Annotated in this window: 22 protein-coding genes; 19 read left to right on the forward strand and 3 right to left on the reverse strand. The window is 70.5% G+C overall.

Translation table 11 applies throughout. From position 1 onward, the window contains the following. The coding region (gene clpB, locus ACE3Q2_RS12135) for an ATP-dependent chaperone ClpB (protein WP_374474278.1) at positions 1–2,000 on the forward strand (2,000 nt) is incomplete at its 5' end. Positions 2,001–2,111: 111 nt separating this feature from the next. After that, a complete protein-coding gene (locus ACE3Q2_RS12140; protein WP_374474279.1) occupies positions 2,112–3,641 on the forward strand; it encodes an FAD-binding domain-containing protein in 1,530 nt (509 codons plus the stop codon). Positions 3,642–3,673: 32 nt separating this feature from the next. On the opposite strand, the gene ACE3Q2_RS12145 is transcribed toward ACE3Q2_RS12140, so the two are convergent. After that, a complete protein-coding gene (locus ACE3Q2_RS12145; RefSeq protein WP_231695527.1) occupies positions 3,674–4,390 on the reverse strand; it encodes a hypothetical protein in 717 nt (238 codons plus the stop codon). Beyond that, complete coding sequence (gene ybaL / locus ACE3Q2_RS12150) at positions 4,387–6,087, reverse strand: YbaL family putative K(+) efflux transporter (protein WP_374474280.1); 1,701 nt, start codon at positions 6,085–6,087, stop codon at positions 4,387–4,389. Before ybaL ends, ACE3Q2_RS12145 begins: the two co-directional genes overlap by 4 nt. Before the next feature lie 80 nt (positions 6,088–6,167). Between ybaL and ACE3Q2_RS12155 the strand changes: the two genes are divergently transcribed. The 3 genes from ACE3Q2_RS12155 to ACE3Q2_RS12165 are packed head-to-tail and all read left to right on the forward strand — an operon-like array spanning position 6,168 to position 9,068. After that, the gene (locus ACE3Q2_RS12155; RefSeq protein ID WP_374474282.1) at positions 6,168–8,051 is read left to right on the forward strand and encodes an ABC-F family ATP-binding cassette domain-containing protein; all 1,884 of its coding nucleotides are present in this window, start codon (positions 6,168–6,170) and stop codon (positions 8,049–8,051) included. 59 nt (positions 8,052–8,110) lie between these two features. Beyond that, a complete protein-coding gene (locus ACE3Q2_RS12160) occupies positions 8,111–8,392 on the forward strand; it encodes a zinc ribbon domain-containing protein (RefSeq protein ID WP_231695524.1) in 282 nt (93 codons plus the stop codon). Between the two features lie 40 nt (positions 8,393–8,432). Beyond that, positions 8,433–9,068, forward strand: a complete 636-nt coding sequence (locus ACE3Q2_RS12165; RefSeq protein ID WP_374474284.1) for a hypothetical protein — start codon at positions 8,433–8,435, stop codon at positions 9,066–9,068. Between the two features lie 9 nt (positions 9,069–9,077). Here the strand turns inward: ACE3Q2_RS12165 and ACE3Q2_RS12170 are convergent, their stop codons facing one another. Continuing rightward, on the reverse strand, positions 9,078–9,803 hold the full coding sequence (locus ACE3Q2_RS12170) for a DUF3011 domain-containing protein (RefSeq protein ID WP_374474286.1): 726 nt from the start codon (positions 9,801–9,803) through the stop codon (positions 9,078–9,080). 168 nt (positions 9,804–9,971) lie between these two features. Here ACE3Q2_RS12170 and aspS point away from each other — a divergent pair, with 168 nt between their 5' ends. The 14 genes from aspS to pal all read left to right on the forward strand — a co-directional run bounded on the left by aspS (position 9,972) and on the right by pal (position 22,321). Continuing rightward, entirely contained in the window at positions 9,972–11,741 is a 1,770-nt protein-coding gene (gene aspS / locus ACE3Q2_RS12175) for an aspartate--tRNA ligase (protein WP_374474288.1), read from the forward strand. 3 nt (positions 11,742–11,744) lie between these two features. After that, complete coding sequence (locus tag ACE3Q2_RS12180) at positions 11,745–12,275, forward strand: GNAT family N-acetyltransferase (RefSeq protein WP_374474291.1); 531 nt, start codon at positions 11,745–11,747, stop codon at positions 12,273–12,275. Positions 12,276–12,307: 32 nt separating this feature from the next. Continuing rightward, the gene (locus tag ACE3Q2_RS12185; protein ID WP_231695519.1) at positions 12,308–12,937 is read left to right on the forward strand and encodes an alpha/beta fold hydrolase; all 630 of its coding nucleotides are present in this window, start codon (positions 12,308–12,310) and stop codon (positions 12,935–12,937) included. A gap of 67 nt (positions 12,938–13,004) precedes the next feature. Then, complete coding sequence (locus ACE3Q2_RS12190; RefSeq protein ID WP_231695518.1) at positions 13,005–13,736, forward strand: YebC/PmpR family DNA-binding transcriptional regulator; 732 nt, start codon at positions 13,005–13,007, stop codon at positions 13,734–13,736. Further along, the gene (gene ruvC, locus ACE3Q2_RS12195) at positions 13,733–14,260 is read left to right on the forward strand and encodes a crossover junction endodeoxyribonuclease RuvC (protein WP_231695517.1); all 528 of its coding nucleotides are present in this window, start codon (positions 13,733–13,735) and stop codon (positions 14,258–14,260) included. Before ACE3Q2_RS12190 ends, ruvC begins: the two co-directional genes overlap by 4 nt. Then, positions 14,257–14,856: a Holliday junction branch migration protein RuvA gene (gene ruvA / locus ACE3Q2_RS12200; RefSeq protein WP_231695516.1), complete on the forward strand. Its 600-nt coding sequence runs from the start codon at positions 14,257–14,259 to the stop codon at positions 14,854–14,856. Before ruvC ends, ruvA begins: the two co-directional genes overlap by 4 nt. A 32-nt stretch (positions 14,857–14,888) precedes the next feature. Then, positions 14,889–16,778 carry a potassium transporter Kup gene (locus ACE3Q2_RS12205; RefSeq protein WP_374474294.1) on the forward strand — a complete coding sequence of 630 codons (1,890 nt, stop codon included), beginning with the start codon at positions 14,889–14,891 and terminating at the stop codon, positions 16,776–16,778. A 58-nt stretch (positions 16,779–16,836) separates the two neighbouring features. After that, positions 16,837–17,871: a Holliday junction branch migration DNA helicase RuvB gene (gene ruvB, locus ACE3Q2_RS12210; RefSeq protein ID WP_231695514.1), complete on the forward strand. Its 1,035-nt coding sequence runs from the start codon at positions 16,837–16,839 to the stop codon at positions 17,869–17,871. Further along, positions 17,868–18,266, forward strand: a complete 399-nt coding sequence (gene ybgC, locus ACE3Q2_RS12215; protein WP_231695513.1) for a tol-pal system-associated acyl-CoA thioesterase — start codon at positions 17,868–17,870, stop codon at positions 18,264–18,266. The genes ruvB and ybgC overlap by 4 nt, the downstream gene beginning before the upstream one ends. 16 nt (positions 18,267–18,282) lie before the next feature. After that, positions 18,283–19,059 carry a protein TolQ gene (tolQ, locus tag ACE3Q2_RS12220; protein WP_374474297.1) on the forward strand — a complete coding sequence of 259 codons (777 nt, stop codon included), beginning with the start codon at positions 18,283–18,285 and terminating at the stop codon, positions 19,057–19,059. Between the two features lie 9 nt (positions 19,060–19,068). Continuing rightward, the gene (gene tolR, locus ACE3Q2_RS12225; protein ID WP_231695512.1) at positions 19,069–19,506 is read left to right on the forward strand and encodes a protein TolR; all 438 of its coding nucleotides are present in this window, start codon (positions 19,069–19,071) and stop codon (positions 19,504–19,506) included. After that, positions 19,496–20,446, forward strand: a complete 951-nt coding sequence (locus ACE3Q2_RS12230) for a hypothetical protein (RefSeq protein WP_231695511.1) — start codon at positions 19,496–19,498, stop codon at positions 20,444–20,446. Before tolR ends, ACE3Q2_RS12230 begins: the two co-directional genes overlap by 11 nt. Continuing rightward, positions 20,443–21,753, forward strand: a complete 1,311-nt coding sequence (tolB, locus tag ACE3Q2_RS12235; protein ID WP_231695510.1) for a Tol-Pal system beta propeller repeat protein TolB — start codon at positions 20,443–20,445, stop codon at positions 21,751–21,753. Before ACE3Q2_RS12230 ends, tolB begins: the two co-directional genes overlap by 4 nt. 64 nt (positions 21,754–21,817) lie before the next feature. Beyond that, positions 21,818–22,321: a peptidoglycan-associated lipoprotein Pal gene (gene pal, locus ACE3Q2_RS12240; RefSeq protein WP_231695509.1), complete on the forward strand. Its 504-nt coding sequence runs from the start codon at positions 21,818–21,820 to the stop codon at positions 22,319–22,321. Positions 22,322–22,446: the final 125 nt, after the last annotated feature.

The raw sequence follows: 22,446 nt of genomic DNA on the forward strand, positions 1-22,446 counted from the left end.
AGCGGCGCACCAAGAACAACCCCGTGCTGATCGGCGAGCCCGGCGTGGGCAAGACCGCGATCGTCGAAGGCCTGGCCCAGCGCATCGTCAACGGCGAAGTGCCCGAGGGCCTGCGCGGCAAGCGCGTGCTCTCGCTCGACATGGGCGCGCTGATCGCCGGCGCCAAGTTCCGCGGCGAGTTCGAGGAGCGGCTCAAGGGCGTGCTCAACGACCTGTCCAAGCAGGAAGGCCAGGTCATCCTGTTCATCGACGAGCTGCACACCATGGTGGGCGCCGGCAAGGCCGAGGGCGCCATGGACGCGGGCAACATGCTCAAGCCGGCGCTGGCGCGCGGCGAGCTGCACTGCATCGGCGCCACCACGCTGGACGAATACCGCAAGTACGTGGAGAAGGACGCCGCGCTGGAGCGCCGCTTCCAGAAAGTGTTCGTGGGCGAGCCGTCGGTGGAGGACACCATCGCCATCCTGCGCGGCCTGAAGGAGCGCTACGCCGTGCACCACGGCGTGGAGATCACCGATCCGGCGATCGTCGCCGCGGCCACGCTGTCCCACCGCTACATCGCCGACCGCCAGCTGCCGGACAAGGCCATCGACCTGATGGACGAGGCGGCCTCGCGCATCCGCATGGAGATCGACTCCAAGCCGGAGGAGATGGACCGCAAGGAGCGCCGCCTGATCCAGCTCAAGATCCAGCGCGAGGCGCTGAAGAAGGAGAAGGACAAGGAATCGCAGCAGCGCCTGGCGGATCTCGAGGCCGAGATCGCCACGCTCGAGCGCGAGTTCAACGACCTGCTGGAGATCTGGAAGGCCGAGAAGGCCACACTCACCGGTGCCACCAAGGTGAAGGAACAGCTGGAGCAGGCGCGCCTGGAGCTCGAGGCGGCGCACCGTCGCCAGGACTTCGCCAAGGCCAGCGAGATCCAGTACGGCCGCATCCCGGAGCTGGAAAAGCAGCTGGCCGCGGCGCAGGAAGTGGAAACCAAGGGCTTCCAGCTGCTGCAGGACAAGGTGACGGCCGAGGAGATCGCCGAGGTGGTGTCGCGCTGGACCGGTATCCCGGTGAGCAAGATGCTCGAGGGCGAGCGCGAGAAGCTGCTGAAGATGGAAGACGCGCTGCACGGCCGCGTGGTGGGCCAGCACGAGGCGGTGAAGGCCGTGTCCGACGCCATCCGCCGCTCGCGCGCCGGCCTGTCCGACCCGAACCGGCCGAACGGCTCCTTCCTGTTCCTGGGCCCCACCGGCGTGGGCAAGACCGAGCTGTGCAAGGCGCTGGCCGGCTTCCTGTTCGACACCGAAGACGCCATGGTGCGCATCGACATGAGCGAGTTCATGGAGAAGCACTCCGTGGCGCGGCTCATCGGCGCGCCCCCGGGTTACGTGGGCTATGAGGAGGGCGGCTACCTCACCGAGGCGGTGCGGCGCCGGCCCTACAGCGTGCTGCTGCTCGACGAGGTCGAGAAGGCGCACCCGGACGTGTTCAACGTGCTGCTGCAGGTGCTCGACGACGGCCGCCTCACCGACGGCCAGGGCCGCACGGTGGACTTCCGCAACACCGTCATCGTGATGACCTCGAACCTGGGCAGCCAGCACATCCAGGAGCTCAGCGGCGAGGGCGACGCGGCCTACGTGCAGATGAAGGCGGCGGTGATGGGCGTGGTGCAGACGCACTTCCGCCCGGAGTTCATCAACCGCCTCGACGAGATCGTGGTCTTCCACCCGCTGGGCCGCGACCAGATCCAGGCCATCGCCCGCATCCAGACCGCCTACCTCTCCAAGCGGCTGGCCGAGCGCCAGATCAAGCTGGAGATCAGCAACGACGCGCTGGCGCTGCTGGGCAACGTGGGCTTCGACCCGGTGTACGGCGCCCGTCCGCTCAAGCGCGCCATCCAGCAGCAGCTGGAGAACCCGCTGGCCCAGAAGATCCTGGCCGGCGAGTTCGGCCAGGGCGACACGGTGCACGTGGGCGCGCAGGGCGGCACGCTGGTCTTCCAGCGCGCCTGACCCTTTCCGCCCCTGTAGGAGGGCCTTCAGGCCCGAAGCTCTTCGCCGAAAAGCTTCGGGCCTGAAGGCCCTCCCACAAGGGGTTCACGGCCACCCGGGCACGCTTGGTGGATGCCTGTCCACCTCGTCTGGTTCAAGCGTGACCTGCGCACCCGCGACCACGCGCCGCTGGTGGAAGCCGCGGCGCGCGGTCCGGTGCTGCCGCTTTACGTCGCCGAACCGGCGTACTGGACCCAGCCCGACGCCAGCGGACGCCAGTGGGAGGCGGTGGCCGACGGCCTGCGCGACCTGCGCGAGGACCTGGCCCGGCTGGGCCAGCCGCTGGTCGTGCGCCGCGGCGATGTCCTGGACATCTTCGAGGCGCTGCGCCGCGAACACGGCATCGCCGCCCTGTGGTCGCACGAGGAAACCGGCAACGGCTGGACCTACGCCCGCGACCGCGCGGTGGCCGCCTGGGCCCGCGGCCACGGCATTCCCTGGCATGAAACGCCCAGCGGCGGCGTGGTTCGGCGCCTGCGCAGCCGCAACCGCTGGGCCTCGCAGTGGGAGGCGCGTCTGGCGCCCGCGCCCCTGTCCGAGCCGGCGCTGGCACCCGTGCCTGGCATCGACCCCGGCGCCATCCCCACGGCAGGCGAGCTCGGTCTGGAACCCGACCCCTGCCCGGGCCGCCAACGCGGCGGCCGCCGTCGCGGCGAGCGCGCCCTGCAGACCTTCCTCGCCGGCCGCGGCGCCGGCTATATGCGAGGCATGAGTAGCCCGCTGTCGGCGGAGACACGCTGTTCGCGCTTTTCGGTCGCCCTGGCCACCGGCACGCTCTCGCTGCGCGAGGTGGTGCACGCCGTGCGCGCCGCTCGCGAAGCCGGCGCCCCGGTGCCGGCCCGCGACCTGGCCTCGCTGGAAAAGCGCCTGCACTGGCACTGCCACTTCATGCAGAAGCTCGAGAGCGAGCCGGAGATCGAATTCCGCAACGTCCACCGCGGCTTCGACGGCCTGCGCGAAGGCGACTTCAACCGCGAATGGTTCGAGGCCTGGCGCCGTGCCGAAACCGGCTGGCCCTTCGTCGATGCCTGCCTGCGTTCGCTGCAGCAGACCGGCTGGCTCAACTTCCGCATGCGCGCCATGCTGGTCTCGATCGCCAGCTACCACCTGTGGTTGCACTGGCCCGAGCCCGCGCGCCAGCTGGCCGCGTGGTTCACCGATTACGAACCGGGCATCCACTACCCGCAGGTGCAGATGCAGGCCGGCGTCACCGGCATCAACATCCCGCGCATGTACAACCCGGTGAAGCAGAGCCAGGACCAGGACCGGCGCGGCGAATTCATCCGCCGCTGGCTGCCCGAACTCGCCGGCGTACCCGACGACTGGATCCACACCCCGTGGCTGATGGGCACCGCGCAGCAGCGCGCCGCCGGCCTGCGCCTGGGCGAGACCTACCCGCTGCCCGTGCGCGACCACGAACAGGCCGCCCGCGAGGCCCGCGCCAGACTCACCGCCTGGAAACGCGCCTACGTCGAGCGTGAAGAAAGCCGCCGCGTCTTCGAAAAACATGGCAGCCGCGCCCGCCAGCCCCGCCGCCGCGGCGGTTCAATCGCCCAGTCCGCGTCCATCGCGCCCGCGACCCACCAGGGCGAACTCTTCTAGAAAATGGGACCAGGGAGCAGATTTTTTGAACGCTAATGTTCTCTAACCCCATTTTCGACGCGACGCAGGAGGGAAGCGGTGTCGAGGAGGGTGATGCCGGGGGTGCTGGCAAGGTCGCGGCGCAGCCAGTAGCCATGCTCGGCGCCGACCAGCGCCACGATGCGCTTCCCGGGATGCTTCGCCGCGGCTTCCCGCACGCGCTCGGAAAAGTGGCGGTTCCAGGCCGCCCAGCCGGCGGCTTCGCCCGGGCCGATCAACGCCTCTTGGATCGCGTGCTTGCCCTGCATCATCTGGTCGGTGGTGGCGTCGTTGACGCTGGCGGCGTCACGCCAGTGGTGCTTGAGCAGCGCGTACATCGCTTCGCCGTAGCCCGAAAAGGCCTTGGCTGCGTCAGGCGATCCGTCCGAGAACGCCTGATTGGCGGCGACGTAGGGCCCGATGATCGCCTGCGCCGCCTCGCGCTCCGGTTCCAGCGTGCAGGTGTCGTAGCGCTCCCGGTCGAGCAGGGGATAGACGACAGCCGGGTATTCCACCTTCACTTTCTCGGCCCGGCGTTCGGCCAGTGCCTCGGGAGAAACCTCCAGGCAGAGCACATCGGGCGAAAGGTCCCGGATCGCGTCTGCCAGGGCCGCGTCGCCATAGCCAGGCACCTCTGCGTGAAGTCCGTGCAGGGTGGAAAGCACCGCCACCTCGGTGGGCGGCGCGGCGGCGCCCGCAGCGGCGAGCAGCAGAGTGGTGATCAGGTTCATGCCAGGTTCTCGCCGGACCGTCGGGGTTTTCGGAAGGGCGGCGCCGACATCGCCATCTCGGCCATGCTGTGCGCCAGCTCCTTCTCGGCCAGCACCGCGCCGTCGGCGCCGTGGGCGAGCAGGTGCCGCACCTCGGCCTCGCTGTGGGCGCGGGCCAGCAGCACCAGTTGCGGGTTGGCGGCGCGCAGGCGGGCAATGACCTCGCCGGCCTCCAGCGGCTGCGGCACGGCCAGCACGCCGATGGCGGCGCCGGCCGGATGGGTTTCGTCCAGCACGTTGGGCGCGGCGGCATGGCCCTTCACCGCCGGGAAGCCGGCGTTGCGCGCTTCGTCCACGCGGTCGGCGTCGGCGTCCACCACCAGCACCGGCACGCCGCGGTCGCGCAGCAGCCGCGCCAGCTCGCGGCCGACGCGGCCGTAACCCACCAGGATGGCGTGGCCCTCCGTGGGCCGCGGCGGCCCGGGCGCCGGCTCGGGCGCGGCCGCCGCCACGGTTCCGCTGGCGATGCGCCGCGCCTGCCAGGCGTCGAGCAGGGCGAAGATCAGCGGGTTGGCGATGATCGACAGCAGCGCGCCGGCCAGCACCAGGTCGCGGCCTGACTCCGGCAGGATCGCCAGCGACACGCCCAGGCCTGCGAGGATGAAGGAGAACTCGCCGATCTGCGCCAGGCTGGCCGAAATCGTCAGCGCGGTGTCGTTCGGGTGCCCGAACGCCCGCACGATCACGTAGGCCGCCAGCGACTTGCCCACCGTGATGATCAGGAACGTGGCCACCACCGCCACCGGCTGCTGCACCAGGATCATCGGGTCGAACAGCATGCCCACCGACACGAAGAACAGCACCGCGAACGCGTCGCGCAGCGGCAGCGAATCGGACGCGGCCTTGTGGCTCAGGTCGCCGTTGAGCAGCATGCCGGCGAAGAAGGCGCCCAGCGCGAACGAGACCCCGAACAGCTTGGCCGAGCCGAAGGCCACGCCCAGCGCGATCGCCAGCACCGACAGCGTGAACAGCTCGCGCGAGCCCAATCCCGCGACCTTCTCGAGCATCCACGGGATCACCCGCCTGCCCACCAGCAGCATCAGCGCCACGAAGGCGCTCACCTTCACCAGCGTCCAGCCCAGCGAGCCCAGCACCGAGCCCGCGCCGGCCCGCTCGCCCGCCCCGGTGGTGCCCATGGAGTCGGCCAGCGCCGGCAGCAGCACCAGCGCCACCACCATCACCAGGTCTTCGACGATCAGCCAGCCCACCGCGATGCGGCCACGCCGGGTTTCGAGCAGGCGCCGGTCCTCCATCGCCCGCAGCAGCACCACCGTGCTGGCCACCGACAGCGCCAGGCCGAACACCAGGCCCTGCAGCACTGGCCAGCCCAGGACCCAGGCCAGGCCCCAGCCCATCGCCGTGGCCACGGCGATCTGGGCGATGGCGCCCGGGATGGCGATGGTCTTCACCTCCATCAGCTCCTCGACCGAGAAGTGCAGGCCCACGCCGAACATCAGCAGGATCACGCCGATTTCCGAAAGCTCCATCGCCAGCGCCGGGTCCGCCACGAAGCCGGGCGTGAACGGCCCCACCAGCACGCCGGCCAGCAGGTAGCCCACCAGGGGCGAAAGGCGCAGCCGCTGGGCGAGGGCGCCCAGGACGAAGGCCAGCACCAGGCCGACCGCGAGCAGGGAAATCAGGGGCGTGTCATGGGGCATGGGCGCTCCGGCGGGGGAGGGGCGGCCGAGGGGGGCTGGCCGGCCTGTTAGACTACACGGCCCACGGTTGACCCCTCGTCATGATCGCCTTCCGCAACTTCGCCCTGCGCCGCGGGGAACGCCTGCTGCTTTCCCAGGTGGACCTCGCCCTGCACGCGGGCTGGCGCGTCGGCGTCATCGGCCGCAACGGCTGCGGCAAGTCCAGCCTGTTCGCCGCCATCCTGGGCGAAGTCGAGGCCGACCAGGGCGACATCGACCTGCCGGGCAAGGTGCGCATCGCCAGCGTGGCCCAGGAAACCCCCTCGTTGCCCGACCCGGCCATCGACTTCGTGCTTTCGGGCGACACCGAGGTGCACGCCGTGCTGCAGGCCGAGGCCGCCGCCACCGCCGCCGAAGACTGGGACGCGGTGGCCGAGGCGCACCAGAAGCTCGCCGAAATCAACGGCTACGACGCCACCGCGCGCGCCGGCCGCCTTCTGCACGGCCTGGGCTTCCCGCCGGAAACGCATTCCACGCCGGTGTCGGCCTTCTCCGGCGGCTGGCGCGTGCGCCTGAACCTGGCGCGGGCGCTGATGATGCCGTCCGACCTGCTGCTGCTCGACGAGCCCACCAACCACCTCGACCTCGACGCCGTCCTGTGGCTCGAGCAGTGGCTGCTCAAGTACCCGGGCACGCTGCTGATGATCTCGCACGACCGCGAGTTCCTCGACGGCCTGAGCACCCACACCCTGCACCTGCACGAGGGCAAGGCCAAGCTCTACACCGGCGACTACACCAGCTTCGAGCGCCAGCGCGCCGAGCACCTGCGCCAGCAGCAGATCGCGCACGAAAAGGAACAGGCCGAGCGCGCCCACCTGCAGAGCTTCATCGACCGCTTCAAGGCCAAGGCCAGCAAGGCGCGCCAGGCCCAGAGCCGCATGAAGCGCCTGGCCAAGCTGCAGGGCACCGAAGCCGTGCGCGCCGAGCGCGCCTTCCGCATCGCCTTCGCCGAGCCGGCGCGCCTGCCGCACTCGCTGATCCGCCTCAACCACGTCGACGCCGGCTACGGGCCGGACGCCCGCATCCTGCACGACGTCGGCTTCGGCCTCGAGGCCGGCGACCGCGTCGGCCTGCTGGGCCCGAACGGCGCCGGCAAGTCCACGCTGGTGAAGACGCTGGTGGGCGAGCTTCCGCTGCTGGCCGGCGAGCGCGTGGCGCACCCCGACCTGCGCATCGGCTACTTCGCCCAGCACACCGTCGAAAGCCTGCACGAAGGCCAGAGCCCGCTCTGGCACCTCAAGCAGATCGCGCCCAACGCCGGCGAGCAGCAGCTGCGCAACTACCTGGGCCGTTGGAACTTCGTCGGCGACCGCGCCTTCGAAAACGTCGACGGCTTCTCCGGCGGCGAGCGCGCGCGCCTGGCGCTGGGCCTGATCGCCTACCTCGAGCCGAACGTGCTGCTGCTCGACGAACCCACCAACCACCTCGACCTGGACATGCGCGAGGCGCTGGCCGAGGCGCTGGCCGACTTCCCGGGCGCCATCGTGCTGGTCTCGCACGACCGCCACCTGATCGGCCTGGTCTGCGAAACCTTCTGGCGCGTGGCCGACGGCAAGGTCGAGGAATTCAACGGCGACCTGGACGAATACGCCGCCTGGCTGCGCAGCCGCAACAACGAACCGCGCGCTGCCAAGCCCGCCGCCGCCGCGAAACCCGCGCCGGCGCCCGCGAAGCCGGTCAAGCCGGCGCGCAGCAAGCACGAGCAGGACCTGGCCGCGCGCCGCCTGCGCCAGGTCGAGGCCCGGGTGGCCGAACTCGAGGCCGAGCTGGGCCAGGTCGAGTCCCAACTGGCCGACCCGGCCGTGTACGGCAACGACGGCGGCATCGAGGTCGCCCAGCTCGCCCAGCGCCAGGAGAAGCTGGCGCGCGAGAAGGAAGGCCTCGAGGCCGAATGGCTGCAGCTGCTCGAAGCGGCGGAGCCTTGAAGCCGGGCCGCCCCGACCCCATTCCCGCCCCACGCACCACTTCCCGCCGGATTTTCGCCATGCCCATCTACGCCTTCGAATGCAGCGCCTGCGGACACGCCTTCGACCGGCTGCAGAAGCTTTCCGACGCCGACCCCACCGACTGCCCGGCCTGCGGCGCGCCCCAGGTGCGGCGCCAGGTGACCGCGCCCAGCTTCCGCCTGGCCGGCGGCGGCTGGTACGAAACCGACTTCAAGAAGGACGGCGACAAGAAGCGCAACCTCGCCGACGGCGGCAGCGACGCCAAGCCCAAGGCCGCCGAGCCCGCCAGCAAGCCGGCCGAGACCAAGCCCGCCGGCTGACGGCTTGCCGCGCCCGCGCGGCGCGCGTTAGCTTCGGGGCATGAAGACGCCGAAGCTCGCCCTCCCACTGCTCGTTTCCACGCTCTGCCTCGCGGCCTGCGCCGGTGGCGGCGACACCACGCCGCAGGCCGCGGCCACCGCGCCCGCCGACGCCTTCCTGGCGCGCATCGCCCGACACTGCGGCCAGGTCTTCGCCGGCAAGGTGCTGGTGGACGAACCGGCCCAGCCCGGCAACGACGTCTTCGCCGGCAAGGCCCTGGTGATGCACGTGCGCGAGTGCGGGCCGGGCGAAGTGCGCATTCCCTTCCACGTCGGCGACGACCATTCCCGCACCTGGGTGCTCACCCGCACCGGCGCCGGCCTGCGGCTCAAGCACGACCACCGCCACGCCGACGGCAGCCCCGACGCGGTGACGATGTACGGCGGCGACACGCTCGACCCGGGCACGCCCACCCGCCAGGCCTTCCCGGTGGACGCCGAATCGGTGGCGATGTTCGGCCGCGAGGGCATGAAGGCCTCGGTCAGCAACACCTGGGCCATGGAAATCGAGCCCGGCGAGCGCTTCCTGTACGAACTGTCCCGGCCGGGCGGCCGGCTGTTCCAGGTGGAATTCGACCTCAGCCGGCCGGTGGACCTGCCCCCGCCGCCCTGGGGCAGCGAGGGCGGGGCGCCCTGAGGGCGCGGTTCAGCGCACGCCGAAGCGGGCGCGGCAGCCGTTGTCCACCCAGAGCTGGCCGCGGCGGTAGCCCCAGTCGCGGCCTTCGTCGCAGGCCGAATTCGACAGCCGCTGCTGCAGGCGGGGTTCGCCGTAGCTCGCGTTCCAGGCGCAGGTGGTGTAGCGGCCATTGGTGGAGCTGCAGGTCACGTTGTAGCCGCCCTCCGGGCCCCAGCCGCGTCCCTCGGAGAAGCGCCCGCGGCAGCCGTTGTCCACCCACACCATGCCCTTGCGGCTGCCCCAGTTCTGGTTCTCGATGCAGCGGGTCTTGGAGAGGTTCTCCACCAGCTTGGCCCGGCCGCGGAAGGGCGTGGCGCACTGGGCGTAACGGTCCCGCACGCTGGAACAGATGACCGAGTGCGCCTGCCAGTCGCCCGGCGGGCCCCAGCCGCCGCCCGGCGGGCGGTTGCCGTTGCCGCCGGCCAGGGAGCGGGCCATGTCGGACTTGATGCGGCTGAAGGTCCAGCCGGACTCGATCTGGTCGAGGTAGAACTCGAGCTGGTCGTCCGGCAGGCTGCGGCCGTTGGACTGCTCGCGGTATTCCTTCTCCAGCACCCGGATCCGGTCCGGCACGCGCAGCTGGCGCAGGTCTTCGGGGGCATAGGCCCTCTCGCCGCCCAGGGACTGGGCCAGGCTGGGCTGGGGCAGGGCGGCGGCGCCGGCCGCCAGGCAGAGCAGCAGCAGGATGCGGATCATGGTTCCCCTCCGGTGGTGGTCCGTGCGGCGACTATAGGACGGCCCCGGCAAGCCGTGGTGAAGCCGGCGGGCGCGGCCCTGAATTGCCCGGGGGGCCGCCAGGACCTACCATTAAGGGCTTTCCCGACGCCCGGCGACCGCCGCGTCCCCCCTGATTCCGGAGCCAGCATGCGCAGCCATTTCTGCGGCCTCGTGGACGAGTCCATGATCGGCCAGACCGTCACCCTCTGCGGCTGGGCCGACGTCGCCCGCGACCTCGGCGGCCTCTGCTTCATCGACCTGCGCGACCACGAGGGCATCGTCCAGGTGGTGGCCGAGCCGTCCGACGACGCCGGCAACGCCGAGGTGGTGAAGGCCGCCGCCGCCGTGGGCTACGAGGACTGCCTGCGCATCACCGGCGTGGTGCGCGCGCGCCATGCGGTGAACGACAAGATCCGCACCGGCAAGGTCGAGGTGCTGGCCACCCGCATCGAGCTGCTCAACAAGGCCGCGCCGCTGCCCTTCCACGCCCACGAGAACGCGGGCGAGGACGTGCGCCTGAAGTACCGCTACCTCGACCTGCGCCGCCCCGAGATGCAGAAGATGATGCGCACGCGCATCCGCCTGGTGCAGGCGCTGCGCCGCTGGCTCGACGCGCGCGGCTTCCAGGACATCGAGACGCCCATCCTCACCAAGGCCACGCCCGAGGGCGCGCGCGACTTCCTGGTGCCGGCGCGCATGCACCCGGGCGAGTTCTACGCGCTGCCGCAGTCGCCGCAGCTGTTCAAGCAGATCCTGATGGTGGCCGGCTTCGACCGCTACTACCAGATCGCCCGCTGCTTCCGCGACGAAGCCCTGCGCGCCGACCGCCAGCTGGAATTCACCCAGCTCGACATGGAGTTCGCCTGGGTGCGCGAGCGCGACGTGCAGGACGCCGTCGAGGGCATGATCCGCGAGGTCTTCAAGGAAGTGATCGGCGTCGAGCTGGCCGATCCGTTCCCGCGCATGACCTACGAAGAGGCCATGCGCCGCTACGGCTCCGACAAGCCCGACCTGCGCATCGAACTCGAGTTGCAGGACGTGGCGGAGCTGGTGAAGGACAGCCAGTTCAAGGTCTTCACCGACTGGGCCTCGAACCCGGACGGCCGCGTGGCCGCGCTGCGCGTGCCCGGCGGCGCCGGCTTCTCGCGCAAGCACATCGACGACTACGGCGCCTATGCCGCCAAGTACGGCGCCAAGGGCCTGGCCTACATCAAGCTCGGCGAGGACGGCGCGGTCAGCTCGCCGATCCAGAAGTTCTTCGAGCCGGCCGCGTTCGACGCGCTGGTCGCGGCCATCGGCCTGCGCAAGGGCGACCTGGCCTTCTTCGGCGCCGGCACCTACAAGTCGGTCAGCGACTTCATGGGCGCGCTGCGCCTGAAGGTCGGCAAGGACATGGGCCTGGTGCAGAACGGCTGGAAGCCGCTGTGGGTCACCGACTTCCCGATGTTCGAGTGGGACGAGGAAGAGCAGCGCTACGTGGCGCTGCACCACCCGTTCACCGCGCCGGCCGTGGACGACATCGCCGACCTCAAGGCCAACGCCCGCATCGCCGTTTCGCGCGGCTACGACATGGTGCTCAACGGCAACGAGATCGGCGGTGGTTCCATCCGCATCCACCGCCCCGACATGCAGAGCGCGGTGTTCGACCTGCTGGGCATCGGCACGGAAGAGGCGGAGGCCAAGTTCGGCTTCCTGCTCGACGCGCTGCGCTACGGCGCGCCGCCGCACGGCGGCATCGCCTTCGGCATCGACCGCATTGCCGCGCTGATGGCCGGCACCGAGTCCATCCGCGACGTGATCGCCTTCCCGAAGACCACCACGGCGCAGTGCCTGATGACCGGCGCGCCCTCGCCGGTGCCGGACGCGCAGCTGGCCGAGGTGCACGTCTCGGTGCGGCCCAAGCCCGACAAGGCCTGAGCCATGGCGCTGGCCATCCGTCGCGCCACGCCGGCGGATGCCGCGCTGCTCTCGGCGCTGGCCGAGCAGACCTTCGTCGAGGCCTTCGGGCACCTGTACCCGCCGGAAGACCTCGAGGCCTTCCTGCGCGAGTCCTATGACGTCGACCGCCAGCGCGTGATCCTGGAAACCCCGGGTTACGCGGTGTGGCTGCTCGAGGACGACGGCGTCGCCGTGGGCCACGCCGCGGCCGGCCCCTGCGGCCTGCCGAACCCGGCGGTGCGCCCGGAAGACGGCGAGCTCAAGCGCCTTTACGTGCTGGCGAAGTACCAGAACGCCGGCTGGGGCGCGCGCCTGTTCCAGGCCGCGATGGACTGGCTGCAGGCCGACGGCCCGCGCACGATCTGGATCGGCGTGTGGTCGCAGAACCCCGGCGCGCAGCGTTTCTACGCCCGCCACGGTTTCGAGAAGGTCGGCGAGCACACCTTCCCGGTCGGGCGGGTGGTGGACCTGGAGTTCACCCTGCGCCGCGAAAAGGCCACCACGCCGGCATAAACTGCCAGCCTCGCCACCGCCCGAGCCCCGCCTTGCGCGAACCCACCGGCCCCCGCGTCATCCTGCTTCACGGCGTCTGGATGCGCGGCTTCACGCTGTGGCCGCTGGCGCGCCGGCTTCGCGGCTTCGGCTATCGCGCCGAGGTGTTCGACTACGCCAGCCTCCTTCACGGCCCGGCGCCCTCGGTGGACCGGCTGGCGGCGCGGCTGCTGGCCCTGTCGCCCGGCCCGGTGCACCTGGTGGGCCACAGCCTGGGTGGCCTGGTGGCGCTGGAAACGGCGGCCAGCTACGCCGGCCTGCCGCCCGGCCGCATCGTCTGCCTGGGTTCGCCGCTGGCCGGCTCCAGCGCCGCCCGCGGCATGGCGCGCCGCCACCTGGGCTTCTGGCTGGGCCGCAGCGGCACCCTGCTGCGCAGCGGCCTGCACGCGCTGCCGCCGGGGCGCGAGGTGGGCATGGTCGCCGGCAGCCACGCCGTCGGCCTGGGCCAATGGTTCGGCGACTTCGACGGCCTGAGCGACGGCACCGTGGCGGTCTGGGAAACCCGGCTGCCCGGCCTGGCCGACCACCGCGTGCTGCCGGCCAGCCACAGCGGCCTGCTGTTCGATGCCCGCGTGGCCGACCTGGTCGCCGGCTTCCTGCGCGACGGGCGTTTCCCGGCCTGAGCGGCGCTGGCCCACCCCGCGCGGCCGTATAATCGCGCTTTCGCCAACCAGTGCAGGGCCGGGTTCCATGGGCAGATTGATGGCCATCGAAGGGCGCAAGAACGCCCAGGACGCCAAGCGCGGCAAGGTCTTCACCAAGATCATCCGCGAGATTTCCACCGCCGCGCGCCTCGGCGGCGGCGACCCCAAGGGCAACCCGCGCCTGCGCGTGGCCGTGGACAAGGGCCTGGCGGTGAACATGTCGCGCGACGTGATCGAGCGCGCCATCAAGAAGGCCACCGGCGAACTCGAGGGCGTGAGCTACGAGGAAATCCGCTACGAGGGCTACGCCCCGGGCGGCGTCGCGGTGATCGTGGACTGCCTCACCGACAACAAGGTGCGCACCGTCGCCGACGTCCGCCACGCCTTCAACAAGTGCGGCGGCAACCTCGGCACCGACGGCTCGGTGGCCTTCATGTTCCGCAAGCTCGGCGTGCTCAGCTTCGGCCCGGGCAGCAGCGAGGACGCCATCACCGAGGCCGCCATCGAGGCCGGCGCCGACGACGTGCAGTCGTACCCCGAGGACGGCCTGGTGGAAGTGCTGTGCGCGCCGGAATCGTTCGAGGCGGTGAAGTCCGCCATGGCCGCCGCCGGCTTCACGCCGCTCGAGGCCGAGGTGACGATGCGCGCCGAGAACGACATCAGGGTCGAGGGCGACGTCGCGCTGCAGGTCAAGAAGATGCTCGACATGCTCGAGGACCTCGACGACGTGCAGAACGTCTATTCCAACGCCGACCTGGGCGACGCCGCCTACTCGTGACCCGCATCCTCGGCATCGACCCGGGTTCGCAGCGCACCGGCATCGGCATCATCGACGTCGACGCCACGGGCAAGTGCGCCTACGTGCACTGCCAGGCGCTGAACCTGCTGGTGGACACCGACGATTTCCCGGCGCGGCTGGGCAAGCTGGTGTTCGACCTCGAGGACGTGCTGGCCGAGTGGAAGCCCGCCGTGGTCGCCATCGAGTCGGTGTTCATGGACAAGTCGGCCACCTCGGCGCTGAAGCTGGGCCACGCCCGCGGCGCCGCCATCGCCACCGTGGTGCGCCACGGCCTGGCGGTGCATGAATACGCGCCGCGCCTGATCAAGCAGTCCCTGGTGGGCGGCGGCGCGGCCGACAAGGCCCAGGTGCAGCACATGGTGCGCCTGCTGCTGAACCTGGGCGAGAAGAAGCTGCAGGCCGACGCCGCCGACGCGCTGGCCGTCGCCCTGACCCACGCGCACATGAGCGCCACCGCCGGCCGCACCGGCCTGGCCACCGCCTTGCTCCGGAGACGTCGATGATCGGCCGCCTGAAGGGTTTGCTGGTGTACAAGGCGCCGCCGGCGCTGATGGTGGACGTGGGCGGCGTGGGCTACGAGCTCTCCGCGCCCATGAGCACCTTCTACGACCTGCCGGAAGTAGGGCGCGAAGTCACGCTGTTCACCCATTACGCGGTGAAGGAAGACGGCGTCGCGCTCTACGGTTTCCTCACCGAAGCCGAGCGCCGGCTGTTCCGCGAGGTGCAGAAGGTCACCGGCGTGGGCGCCAAGATCGCGCTGGCGGTGCTGTCGGGCGCCAGCGTCGACGACTTCGCGCGCCTGGTGCAGGCCGGCGACGTGACCGCGCTGTGCCGCATCCCCGGCATCGGCAAGAAGACCGCCGAACGCATGGTGGTCGAGCTGCGCGACCGCGCGGCCGATTTCGCCGGCGGCGCGGTGGCGGTGCTGGCGGGCAAGGGCGGCGCCGTGCCGGCCGACCCGGCCGCCGAGGCCTCGGTGGCGCTGCAGCAGCTGGGCTACAAGCCGGCGGAAATCCAGAAGATGCTCAAGCAGGCCGAGCCCGGCGATAGCGCCGAGGACATCATCCGCAAGGCCCTGCGTTCCGTCCTGCGCGGCTGACCCCCCCTTCCCATCGCCTTCGGGCAAACCCCATGAACAACGCAACCCACGCGGGCGCCAAGGCGCCGCGCACCTGGCCCTTGGTCCTCGGCGCGGTTGGCGTCGTCTTCGGCGACATCGGCACCAGCCCGCTCTACACGCTCAAGGAAGCCTTCGGACCGCACTACGGCATCGAGGCCACGCCGGCGAACGTGCTCGGCGTGCTCTCGCTGGTGCTGTGGTCGCTGGTGCTGGTGGTGACCCTGAAGTACGTGGTGGTGCTGATGCGCGCCGACAACCGCGGCGAGGGCGGCATCCTGGCCCTTACCGCGCTGGTGCAGCGCAGCCTGCCGGTGGCGGCGCCGCTGGGCTACACGGTGGGCATATTGGGGATTTTCGGCACGGCCCTGTTCTTCGGCGACGGCGTCATCACCCCGGCGATCTCGGTGCTGTCGGCGGTGGAAGGCCTGGAAGTGGCCGCGCCGGAGCTCAAGCGCTTCGTCCTGCCGGTCACGCTGGTGGTGCTGGTGGCGCTGTTCTCGCTGCAAAAGCACGGCACCGAGCGGGTGGGACGGATCTTCGGGCCCATCACCGCCGTCTGGTTCCTGGCGCTGGCGGGGCTGGGCGCGGTGGAGATCGCGCAGCACCCCGCGGTGCTCGAGGCCGCCAATCCGCTGTGGGCCATCCGGTTCTTCGGCGAGCACGGCGCCCTGGCCTGGCTGGCGCTGGGCGCGGTGGTGCTGGCGGTCACCGGCGGCGAGGCGCTGTACGCCGACATGGGCCATTTCGGCCGCCTGCCCATCCGCATCGGCTGGCTGGGCTTGGTGCTGCCGGCGCTGGTGCTGAACTACTTCGGGCAGGGCGCCTTCATCCTGTCGCACCCGGGGCAGGTGTCGAACCCGTTCTACGAACTGGTGCCCGGCTGGGCGCTGTACCCGATGATCGTGCTGGCGACGCTGGCCACGGTGATCGCCTCGCAGGCGCTCATTTCAGGCACCTTCTCGGTCGTGCGCCAGGCCATACAGCTGGGCTACCTGCCGCGCATGGAAATCGTGCACACGTCGGCGCACAGCGAAGGCCAGATCTACCTGCCCTGGGTGAACCGGGCGATGCTGGTGGCGGTGATCGCGGTGGTGCTGGGCTTCGGCAGCTCGAGCCACCTGGCCATCGCCTATGGCGTGTCGGTGACCGGCACCATGCTCATCAGCACCCTGCTGCTGGTGATCCTGGCCAAGGTGCGCTGGCGCCTGCCGGGCTGGCAGGTATGGCCGCTGGCCCTGCTGTTCGTGGTGGTCGAGGCGGCGTTCTTCTCGGCCAACGTGGTCAAGTTCGTCGAGGGCGCCTGGTTCCCGCTGGCGCTGGGCGTGATGGCCTTCGCCATGATGCGCAGCTGGCGCCGCGGCCGCGCGCTGGTGCATGCCCAGGTGAACCGCGAAAGCCTGTCGATCGAGCATTTCGTCACCACGGTGGGTGCGCAGGCGGCGGCCCGGGTCGAGGGCACCGCGGTCTTCCTGACGCCCTCGAACCAGTACATGCCGCCGGCCATGCTGCACAACCTCAAGCACAACAAGGTGCTGCACGCCCGCAACGTGCTGCTGAGCGTGGAAGTGCTCACCGTGCCCCGCGCCGACGAGGCCGAGCGGGTGGCCTACACCGACCTGGGCCGCGGCTTCTCGCGCCTGACCCTTCGTTTCGGCTACCTCGAGGACCCGGACGTGCCGCGGGCCCTGAAGTCCTGGCCCATCCCCGGCCCCGGCTTCGACCCGATGCAGACCACCTACTTCGCCAGCCGGGAGACCCTGGTGGCCAAGCCGGGCCTGGGCATGGCCCTGTGGCGGGACAAGCTCTTCCTCTTCATGTCCCGAAACGCCACCCCGGCCACCGAGTTCTTCCACATCCCCGGCAACCGGCTGGTGGAGCTGGGCACCCAGGTCGTGATCTGAGGTCGGAAACCCCCGGCGGGACGCGGTTTCCGGGCCGTTACCTGCCATAATCGCGGCCATGGAAGACACCCGCGTCATCGCCCCCGGCGCCACCCGCGAAGACGACCTGGCCGAGGCCAGCATCCGGCCCAGGCGGCTGGACGACTACCTCGGCCAGCAGCCGGTGCGCGAACAGCTCAAGATCGCCATCGAGGCCGCCAAGGGCCGCTCCGAGGCCATGGACCACGTGCTCATCTTCGGCCCCCCGGGGCTGGGCAAGACCACGCTGAGCCACGTGATCGCCAACGAGCTCGGCGTGAATCTGCGCCAGACCTCGGGCCCGGTGATCGAACGCGCCGGCGACCTGGCCGCGCTGCTCACCAACCTGCAGCCGCACGACGTGCTGTTCGTGGACGAGATCCATCGCCTCTCGCCCGTGGTCGAGGAAGTGCTGTACCCGGCCATGGAAGACTTCCAGATCGACATCATGATCGGCGAAGGCCCCGCGGCCCGCTCGATCAAGCTCGACCTGCCGCCCTTCACGCTCATCGGCGCCACCACCCGCGCCGGCCTGCTGACCGCGCCGCTGCGCGACCGCTTCGGCATCGTCCAGCGCCTGGAGTTCTACAGCCCCGAGGAGCTCACCCGCATCGTGCGCCGCTCGGCCGAGATCCTGGGCATTGAATGCGCCCCCGACGGCGCCGGCGAAATCGCCCGCCGCTCCCGCGGCACGCCCCGCATCGCCAACCGCCTGCTGCGCCGGGTGCGCGACTACGCCCAGGTGCGCGCCGGCGGCGTGATCACCCGCGAGGTGGCCGACCAGGCCATGGCCATGCTCAAGGTCGACGCCGAGGGCTTCGACCAGCTCGACCGGCGCATGCTGCAGATGATCATCGAGAACTTCGACGGCGGCCCGGTCGGCGTCGAATCCCTGGCCGCCGCCCTGAGCGAGGAGCGCGGCACGCTCGAGGACGTGATCGAGCCCTACCTGATCCAGCAGGGTTACCTGGTGCGCAGCGCCCGCGGCCGCATGGTCACCCACAAGGCCTACACCCACCTCGGGCTCAAGGCCCCGCGCAGGACGCCCGCACCGGACGATCTGTTCGAACCATGAGCGCCGCGTTCAGCTTCCCGATAAGGGTCTATTGGGAGGATACGGACGCCGGCGGGGTGGTGTACCACGCCAGCTACGTCCGCTTCCTCGAGCGCGCCCGCACCGAGTGGCTGCGTGCCCAGGGAGTGGGGCAGCAGGCCCTGCGCGAGAGCGAGGACCTGGTGCTGGTGATCCGCGACATGACCCTCGAATTCGAAAAGCCGGCACGCCTGGACGACGAGCTGCAGGCCAGTGTCGCCCTCCTCGAACGCAGGCCCGCCAGCCTGCTGCTCGGGCAGGAGATTTCCCGGGCCGGCCAGGTCCTGGTCCGCGCGCAGGTGCGCGTGGCCTGCCTGGTGGCCTCCAGTTTCCGTCCGCGGCCGCTGCCCCAGTGGCTGGCCGTGGAAAACCCCTGATCCGGAGCCCTCGACGATGTCCCTTGCCACCGCCCTGATCCTCGCCGCCGCCCCGGTGACCGAGCTGCCCGCCGAAGCCGTGCCGGCCGCCGCCGAAGCGGCCGCCGCCGGCGCCGGCGACGGGCTCAACTACCTGCAGCTGATGCTGCACGCCAGCCTGCCGGTGCAGCTGATCGTGCTGCTGATGCTGTTCGGATCGCTGGTGAGCTGGGTCATCATCTTCCGCAAGAACCGCGTCTTCGCCCGCGCCAACGACGAGGCCGACGAGTTCGAGGGCCGCTTCTGGTCGGGCGTCGACCTGACCCAGCTCTACCGCGCCGCCACCGACCGCAACCGCGTGGTCTCGGGCCTGGAGGCCATCTTCGAAGCCGGCTTCCGCGAATACGCCCGCCTGCGCCAGAAGAAGGGCCTCGACAGCCGCACCCAGCTCGAGGGTGCCCAGCGCGCCATGCGCGCCACCTTCGCGCGCGAAGTCGATCGCCTCGAGCACAACCTCGAGCTGCTGGCCAACATCGGGTCCACCGCGCCCTACGTCGGCCTGGTCGGCACGGTGTTCGGCATCATGGTGACCATGCACGGCCTGTCGACCGAGCAGAGCGCGTCCATCGCGGCGGTGGCCCCGGGCATTTCCGAGGCGCTGTTCGCCACCGCCATCGGCCTGTTCGTGGCCATCCCGGCGGTCTGGGCCTACAACCGCTTCGCCACCCGGGTCGAGCGCCTGTCGGTGCGCTACGAATCGTTCGCCGAGGAGTTCTCCTCGATCCTGCAGCGCCAGTCCCACGTCGAGGAATGAGCTGAGGCCATGTCCGCCACCATCACCCGCCGCCACAAGCGCAAGCTCAAGGCCGACATCAACGTCGTGCCCTACATCGACGTGATGCTGGTGCTGCTGATCATCTTCATGGTCACGGCGCCGCTGCTCAGCCTGGGCGTGGACGTGGAGCTGCCGCAGGCCAAGGCCAAGCCGATCGAGCAGCAGAAGGAGCCGGTCGTGGTCACCGTGACCGCGGACGGCGCCTATTCGCTCAAGCTCGAGTCGGCCGACGCCGAGCCGATCGACGCCGCCACCCTGCAGGCCAAGCTGGCCGCCTTCGTGAAGCAGAATCCGGAAGTACCGGTGTTCGTCGCCGGCGCCCGCGACGCCGACTACGCCACCGTCTTCGACACCATGGTGCTGCTGCAGCAGGCCGGCGTGCCGCGCGTGGGCCTGATGGGACAGCCGCCGGAAAATGCACGCTGAGGCCATCCGCCAGCACGAATCGGGCGACGAGCTTGGCACGCCGGTGCTCATGGCGCTGGCCCTGCACGTGGGCATCGCCGTGCTGCTGCTCCTGGCCGGCTGGCTGCAGCCGGCGCCCAAGCAGATTTCGGTCGCCGGCCCGGTGATCGACGCTTCGCTCATCGTTTCCTCGGCCGACATCAGCGCCGCCGAGAAGACCGCCGAGCAGGCCCCGAAGCCCGCGCCGCCGTCGCCGGTGGAAGAAGCCCCGCCGCCGCAGCCCAATCCCGAGCCGCGCCCGCAGGACGCCCCGCAGGAAACCCAGCCGGCGCCGCAGGAAGCCATTCCGGTGCCCGACACCCGCGAGCAGGACGCGGTGGCCAGGCTGGCGCTCGAGCGCGAACAGGCCCGCGAGCGCGAGGAACAGGAAGCCCGCCGGCGCCAGGAGCAGATCGACCTGACCGAGCGCAAGCGCCAGGAAGAGGTGGAAGAGCGCCAGCGCCAGCGCCGCCAGCAGCTCGAGGCCCTGCGCAAGGAGCGCGAGGCCGCCGAGCGCCGCACGAAGATGGAAGAGCAGCGCCTGCGCCAGCTGGCCGACCGCGAGGCCAAGCCCGCGCCGCAGCCGCAGCCGTCCAACCAGCCCTCGCAGCAGGCTGGCGGCAACAACGGCACCGACACCGACCTGCGCGCGCGCTACGCCCTGGCCATGTTGCAGACGGCGCAGTCGAACTGGAACCGCGTGCTGGCGCCGGAGGCCACGCGCTGCGAAGTCCGCTTCACCCAGATCCCGGGCGGCGAAGTGATCGACGTGGCCTTCCAGCGCTGCCCGTTCGACGCCCAGGGCCGCGAATCGGTCGAGCGCGCCCTGCGCCGCGCCCCGATGCCCTACGACGAGTTCAAGTCCGTGTTCGAGCGACAAGTCACCCTGACGTTCTGCTACCCCGAAGAGGCCTGCCGATGAGACGTTTCCTTACTTTCGTGGCGCTCGCGCTGCTTCTCCCGCTGGGCCAGGCCCGCGCCCAGGGCCTGGACATCGGCCTGGTGACGGGCAACGAAGCCGCGCTGCCGATCGCGGTGGTGCCTATGCCCTACCTGGGCACCTCGGTCGCCCCCGACACCGACATCGGCGCCGTCATCCGTGCCGACCTCAACCGCTCGGGCCAGTTCCGCGCGCTGTCCGAGCAGGACGTGATCGAGAAGCCCATCCGCGGCAGCGAGATCAAGTTCCCCACCTGGCGCGTGCTCAAGCAGGACTTCGTGGTGGTCGGCCGCGTGCTCGACAACCCGGACGGCGGCTACCGCGTCGAGTACGAGCTGTGGGACGTGGCCAAGCAGGAGCGCCTGCTGGGCCTGGCCGTGGGCGGCCGCGCCCGTGGCATGCGCGACGTGGCGCACCAGATCGCCGACCAGGTCTATGAAAAGATCCTGGGCGTGCGCGGCGCTTTCTGGACCCGCATCGCCTACGTGACGGCCAACGGCACGGGCGGCAACATCCAGTACGCCCTGATGATCGCCGACTCCGACGGCTTCAACCCGCAGACCGTGGTGCGCTCCCGCGAGCCGCTGCTGTCCCCGGCCTGGAGCCCGGACGGCCGCAAGCTGGCCTATGTCAGCTTCGAGCGGGGCAATTCCACCATCTACATCCAGGAAATCGCCACCGGCGCCCGCGAGGTCGTGGCCAGCTTCCGGGGCATCAACGGCGCCCCCTCCTTCAGCCCGGACGGCCGCCGCCTGGCCCTGACCCTGTCCCGGACCGGCAACCCCGAGATCTACGTGATGGACCTGGCCAGCAAGGGCCTGACCCAGATCACCCGCCACTACGGCATCGACACCGAGGCGGTCTGGATGGCCGACGGCCAGTCCCTGGTCTTCACGTCCGACCGGGCCGGCAAGCCCCAGCTCTACCAGGTGCCGGCGGCGGGGGGCGAGGCGACCCGCCTGAGCTTCCAGGGGGATTCCAACGCCAAGGCCAGTATTTCCTTTGACGGCAAGAAGATAGCTATGGCACAGGGGAACGGAAACGTTTATCGTATTGCCGTTCTAGACCGCAGCTTTGGCGGTGCGGGGCGCTGGCAGACTCTGTCTCCGGGCAACCTCGACGAGTCGCCTAGCTTTGCCCCCAACGCCAGCATGTTGCTGTACGCCACGAAGGAAGGTTCGCGTGGCGTGTTGTATGCCGTGTCGGCTGACGGTCGCGTGCGGCAGCGTTTGGTATTGGCCGATGGTGACGTCCGGGAGCCCGCCTGGTCACCTTACCGGCAGAGGTAAACGTAGGACGGGCCACACCTAACAATAAGCACCACCACTGCATCCGACACCAAGAGGCTTTGCCATGAATACCACCACCCGCGTGCTGCTCGCCGCTTCCATCTGCGTCGCCCTCGCCGCTTGCGCCAAGAAGGTCAAGGAAGAGCCGGCCGCGCCGGTCGAAACCCCGGCCACCACCGCCCCGGTTTCCGACGGCCGCTACACCCCGGCCGACCTGGACACCGACGCGTGCCTGCGCCAGCGTACCGTGTACTTTGATTTCGACCAGGACACCCTGCGTCCGGAGTTCCAGGCCATCATGGCCTGCCACGCCAAGTACCTGACCGACCGTCCGGAGTCGCGCATCACCCTCGAGGGCAATGCCGACGAGCGCGGTACCCGTGAGTACAACCTGGGCCTCGGCGAGCGCCGCGGCAACGCCGTCTCCGGCGCCCTGCAGGGTGCGGGTGGTTCGGCCGGCCAGATCACCGTGGTCTCCTACGGCGAAGAGCGTCCGACCTGCACCGAGTCGGCCGAGTCCTGCTGGCAGCAGAACCGCCGCGTCGAAATCGTCTACACCGCCAAGTAATCGGCGATGGGACGTCAGCGCATTCTTTGCGTTGTGACCGTGGTGGGCGCCCGCCGGGCGGGCCCCCCCCCCCATGGCCACCGCCAGACCCCAGGCGCACCCCGCACCCCGCGCGCGAAACCCGC

It is taken from the genome of Arenimonas sp. (assembly GCF_041913985.1).
Classification (GTDB): Bacteria; Pseudomonadota; Gammaproteobacteria; order Xanthomonadales; family Xanthomonadaceae; genus Arenimonas.